The sequence below is a fragment of the Deferribacterota bacterium genome (assembly GCA_034189185.1).
Classification (GTDB): Bacteria; Chrysiogenota; Deferribacteres; order Deferribacterales; family UBA228; genus UBA228.
In genome coordinates this window covers 1-4,934 of the sequence record JAXHVM010000137.1, presented here as the reverse complement: position 1 = coordinate 4,934, position 4,934 = coordinate 1, and the positions used below count along the sequence as shown (strand labels likewise).

At 29.8% G+C, this 4,934-nt stretch carries 6 protein-coding genes; 2 read left to right on the top strand and 4 right to left on the bottom strand.

The window, feature by feature from the left end; all coding sequences use genetic code 11:
- From galT to galE, 3 genes are all read right to left on the bottom strand, one after another.
- Nucleotides 1-696: galactose-1-phosphate uridylyltransferase (galT, locus tag SVN78_08440; GenBank protein MDY6821633.1), on the bottom strand; the 696-nt coding region annotated here is incomplete at its 3' end.
- On the bottom strand, nt 689-1,840 hold the full coding sequence (gene galK / locus SVN78_08435) for a galactokinase (GenBank protein MDY6821632.1): 1,152 nt from the start codon (nt 1,838-1,840) through the stop codon (nt 689-691). The genes galK and galT, both read right to left, overlap by 8 nt.
- 19 nt (nt 1,841-1,859) lie before the next feature.
- Nucleotides 1,860-2,858 carry a UDP-glucose 4-epimerase GalE gene (gene galE, locus SVN78_08430; protein ID MDY6821631.1) on the bottom strand — a complete coding sequence of 333 codons (999 nt, stop codon included), beginning with the start codon at nt 2,856-2,858 and terminating at the stop codon, nt 1,860-1,862.
- 133 nt (nt 2,859-2,991) lie between these two features.
- Here galE and SVN78_08425 point away from each other — a divergent pair, with 133 nt between their 5' ends.
- Nucleotides 2,992-3,633, top strand: coding sequence for an HAD family hydrolase (locus SVN78_08425; GenBank protein MDY6821630.1), 642 nt, complete (start codon nt 2,992-2,994; stop codon nt 3,631-3,633).
- A gap of 8 nt (nt 3,634-3,641) precedes the next feature.
- The gene (locus tag SVN78_08420; protein ID MDY6821629.1) at nt 3,642-4,691 is read left to right on the top strand and encodes a PQQ-binding-like beta-propeller repeat protein; all 1,050 of its coding nucleotides are present in this window, start codon (nt 3,642-3,644) and stop codon (nt 4,689-4,691) included.
- Here SVN78_08420 and SVN78_08415 read toward each other — a convergent pair.
- On the bottom strand, nt 4,680-4,934 hold a 255-nt coding region (locus SVN78_08415; GenBank protein MDY6821628.1), incomplete at its 5' end, for a Sua5/YciO/YrdC/YwlC family protein. The two genes, SVN78_08420 and SVN78_08415, sit on opposite strands and share 12 nt — an antisense overlap.

Here is a 4,934-nt window from a genome sequence, read left to right as displayed (position 1 = left end):
AAAAGGCCATACTGCCCAGAAAGGAACTATTGTAATAAAAGAGTTGTTTTCAAATACAACTAAATCCTTAACTTCCTTTTCATATTTAGCTATATCACAAATTAAACAACTATTATTATCTTTTAAATATCTTTCTTTGTTATATATCTCTTTTCTTATTTCATCCGGTATTGTCTCAACAGCCCATATTTGGCCATGTGGGTGTGGATTACTATTGCCGACACCACCTCTGTTTTCAAAGATCTGTATATAATTTATAAAATTATAACTATATAATTCATTAATTTGTTCAATCCATTTCTCAATTACTTTTTCAATACTAGCATTGTCTAAATCTGAAAAGGTTTTATTGTGTTCATGACTATAGCATATAACCCTACATATGCCTCTTTCTGTTTTTGCTCTTCTATATATAGGCTTATCAATACTTGTATGTTCTACATTGGGTATTAATGCAGGATAGTCATTGTCAAAAATGAATATACCTTTATAATCAGGGTTAAATATACCATTTGCCCTTACGTTACCAGGACACATATAACAATTTTTATCGTAAGAGGGGAGCGAGGCTTTAGATGTTGTTTTATCTTTTTCAGCCTGCCATGGTCTTTTAAGCCTCCCAGGTGATACTAAAATCCACTCGCCAGATAGTGGATTATATCTTATATGTGTATCACTAAAGTTAAACTCATTCATTGGTTAAGCTCCTTACTGTTAGGCCTTGTACTGGCCTAACAACTTTAGTCCATAATGGCTTATTTATCTCAAAATTAAAGATATGATTTTGCAACTCATTAATAAGTTCACTAGATTTATTTTTTTTAACAATATTTATAGTGCAACCACCAAATCCTCCACCAGTCATCCTAGCTCCAATTAAGTGTTTTGATTTGTAAGCGTTTTCAACAAGTGTATCTAATTCATAACACGAAACCTCATAATTGTACTTCAAACTTAGATGTGATTCTAGAAGTAATTTTGAAAAATCTTTCTTTTTATTATGCTCGAAAGCAGATTTTAGTTTTAATACTCTTTCATTTTCAGTTAGAACATGTTGGATACGTCTAAAGAGTTTGCTATCTAGTTGTGTAAGCACCTTGCCTATATTAATTAAAGAAATATCCCTAAAGGATTCAATGTTAGGTTCAACTTTTTTAACTATGTCAATAATTTTGTTACATTCTTTCTGCCTTTTGTTGTATTCTGAATCTGCAAGTTCGTGTTTAACCCCACTATCAATAAGAACAAATTCTATGTTATCGGGGATTTTTACAAAGTTTATATTATTATCTAAACAATCTATTAATAGTGCATTATTCTCTTTCCCAAACAATATTGACAATTGGTCCATTAAACCGCATTTAACTCCACCATATATATGCTCAGCATTTTGCAATATTTGTGCAAACTCTAATTGTTTTAGATATATACCATTTATTTTAGCTATAGCTGCACCAATTGCTGCCATTGAGGCTGCTGAACTACTCAGGCCTTTGCCAACTGGAAGATCTCCATCAATGACAATATTGGCTCCCTTAGTATTTGTTTTGTTTTTTAATATGTCTCTTATTATCCCTTCGGCTCGTGATGACCAATTTGTGCTTATTTTCATAGGCTCAGATAATCTAAAAGTAAATGTCTCATTATAGTTTGCTGAATATATATTAAATATTGGCTCATTATTTATAGTAGCTAAAACATCTACATATAATGAAACTGCAAAGGGCAAGACAAAACCTTTATGATAGTCTGTATGTTCACCTATTAGATTAACCCTACCTGGAGAGCTAGCGTAGATATAATTATTTTTTTTGCTAAAAATTTGATTAAATTTCTCTATAAGCTTATCAATTTTATTACTAATCTTGTTTACCTTTTATTTGTTTATTTAGCTTAACATGCCATTTCCAGGCAGTTCTAATTATAGTTTCTATATCGCTATATTGCGGCCTATACCCTAAGATATTTTTCGCTTTTTTATTTGTTGCAACAAGTATATCAGGATCACCTTCTCTCCTGTCACCTATTTTAAAAGGAATTTTTTTATTTATAACTTTTTGGGCAATTTCTATGATCTCTTTTACTGAATAACCTTTTTCAGATCCTATATTAAATGCCCCTGAATTCTTTTTTCTTGTCCACTCTAAGGCTTTTATATGACAATCTGCTAGATCTAAAACATGAATATAATCTCTAATGCAAGACCCATCTTCTGTATCATAATCATCACCATATACTACAAACTCTTTTCTTTTTCCTAAAGCAACATCTAATAGGATAGGTATAATATGTGTTTCAGGTTCATGCCATTCTCCAATTTCACTGGATAAATCAGCCCCTGCTACATTAAAGTATCTAAGAGAGGTGTAGTTTAAATTATAGCTAGTTCTGTAATCAGCTAAAATATTTTCTACCATTAATTTAGATTTTCCATAGGGATTTATTGGGTTTTTTGGGTGTTTTTCATCAATTGGTGTATATTGTGGATTGCCATAGATTGCACAAGTTGATGAAAATATTAGGTTGTTTATTTTATATGTAATTAACTTTTCAAGTAAATTAATAGTATTTACTACGTTATTTATATAGTATTTTGAAGGATTTTGAACGGATTCACCTACATATGCAAAGGCAGCAAAATGCATAACTGACTCAATTTTATAGTTTTTAAAGATTAAATCTAGCAAGTATTTATCTGAGGTATCACCTAATATGAAATCTGTGTTTTTTACAAACTCTCTATGACCAAAAGAGAGATTATCTAAAACAATAGTTTTATAACCCATTTCTAATAAAAGTTTGTTAACGTGGGAGCCAATATAGCCAGCACCACCAGTAATTAATATCCTTCCACACATCGATGACATAATTTAACTATTAATAAAATAGAGTAATAAAATAAAGCTCTACTTTACTATTTATCAAAATTCAATATAATAGTTACTTTAAATAATTTTAATTTTTTGTCAAAGGAATATATGAAAGGAATTTATGATTGAAATAATAATTTTTGACATGGATGGAACTTTGCTTGATAGTAAAACAGATATTACAAAATCTATTAATTTTGTTAGAGAAAAAAAAGGACTCCCTCCGTTGACAGAGGACTATGTATTAGAGGCAATTAATGGACCGATACAAGAGTTATCAATGAAATTCTATAATACACCTCAATATGAGAAAAGTGATAGAATATTATTTGAAGAACATTATATGCAGCAGTGCACTAAAAATGTAAAAGTCTATGATGGTGTTGTAGAGCTTTTAAATTTCTGCAAAGAAAAAAATATAAAATTGTCAGTTGCTACAAATGCTCCAACAAAGTTTGCTATTAGAATGCTAGAGGCTGCAAAAATTTTAAATTATTTTGATTATGTAAAAGGATATGATAATGATATACCGCCGAAACCAAATCCTGATGTTATTTTATATCTAATTGAAAAATTTAGAAAAAATAATCCATTATTAATTGGCGATAGTGAGATAGATTATTTAACTGCAAAAAATGCATGTATTAATTATATCTTAGCTTGTTGGGGGTTTGGTATAAAGAATCTGAGTATGAATAAGGATTTTGTAAAAAGATGTAAAAAAGTCTTTACACCGGGAGAAATAATCAAATATATTATATAAGTAATTTTATGAAAAAGATATTTATATTAATTTTAATAATACTTTCTTTTAGCATATTTGTGAAGGCCCAAGAAAAGCCTAAATATGTGTATTTTGGTAACTATGATGATATGTTTTATTGTTTAGATGCTGAAAATGGCGAAAAGATATGGAGCTTTGAAACCGATTTTTTAAATGAGTCATCACCAACAATATATAATAATGTTGTTTACTTTGCATCAGATGATGGCTATATATATGCACTTGATGCCTATAATGGTGATTTGATATGGAAAAAATGGATAGGGGAGGGAACAAACTATTCTTCACCAAAAATAGTAGGTAATATATTATATATAGGAAGTTATCGTAATAAATTTTATGCATTAAACCCTAATGATGGAAGTGAAATATGGTCTTTTAATGCCAATGATAGTATATTTTCAGATCCTTTGGTTCTAGAGGAAAATAATATAGTTTATTTTGGAAGTCTTGATCATAACGTGTATGCGTTAGATTCACAGACAGGTGAGTTAATATGGAAAAAAGAATTAGAAGAATTAATCAAAACAGATTTAGCTTACTATAATGGTAAGATTATTGCATATGACAATGAGGAAACATTATATGCGCTTGATGCAAATAATGGGGAAATAATTTGGTCTAATGAGATAAACGATGAATATTCTAACTCATCACCAGTAGTTTATGAGGGCAATATTTTTGTGGGCACAACAGAGGAAGAATTATATAATGTCAATGCTGAAACTGGTGAAGTTAACTGGGTATTTTATGCAGATGCCGATATTCATTCTACACCTTATATTTATGATGGAAAGGTTTATTTTGGTTGTGATGATGAGGATATCTATGCAGTTGATATAGAGACAAAAGAGAAGGTATGGGAGACTGAAACAGATGGTAGGGTATATGCATCTCCAATTGTAGTAGATGGCAGGGTATATATAGGTAACAGTGACGATATATTTTATTGTTTAGATGCTGAGACAGGTGATAGAATATGGCGTTTTGAGACAGATGGCAAGATAGCAGTTAGAGCAACAATTTTATTCCAATAGATCTTTTAGTTTAAGAGAATATGGGTTTCTTATAAATTTTATATACCTTTCATTAGACATATCAATAATAGTAGAACTTTTATTATTAAGCTTTCTATTTTTACCCTGTGAGATAAGTTTTTCTATCTCACAGGGTGAATATAAATATAAAAAAATATGATTTTTGAAGGTTTTATAGATGTGTTTAAAATTATGGACATAGGGTGTATTTGATATATTTGCGCTAGTTGCTGTAATTGGGGT

Bases quoted from the DNA above. Each gene is read 5' to 3' on its own strand.
- galE (MDY6821631.1), bottom strand. From the start codon at position 2,858: ATGTGTGGAAGGATATTAATTACTGGTGGTGCTGGCTATATTGGCTCC.
- SVN78_08425 (MDY6821630.1), top strand. From the start codon at position 2,992: ATGATTGAAATAATAATTTTTGACATGGATGGAACTTTGCTTGATAGT.
- SVN78_08420 (MDY6821629.1), top strand. From the start codon at position 3,642: ATGAAAAAGATATTTATATTAATTTTAATAATACTTTCTTTTAGCATA.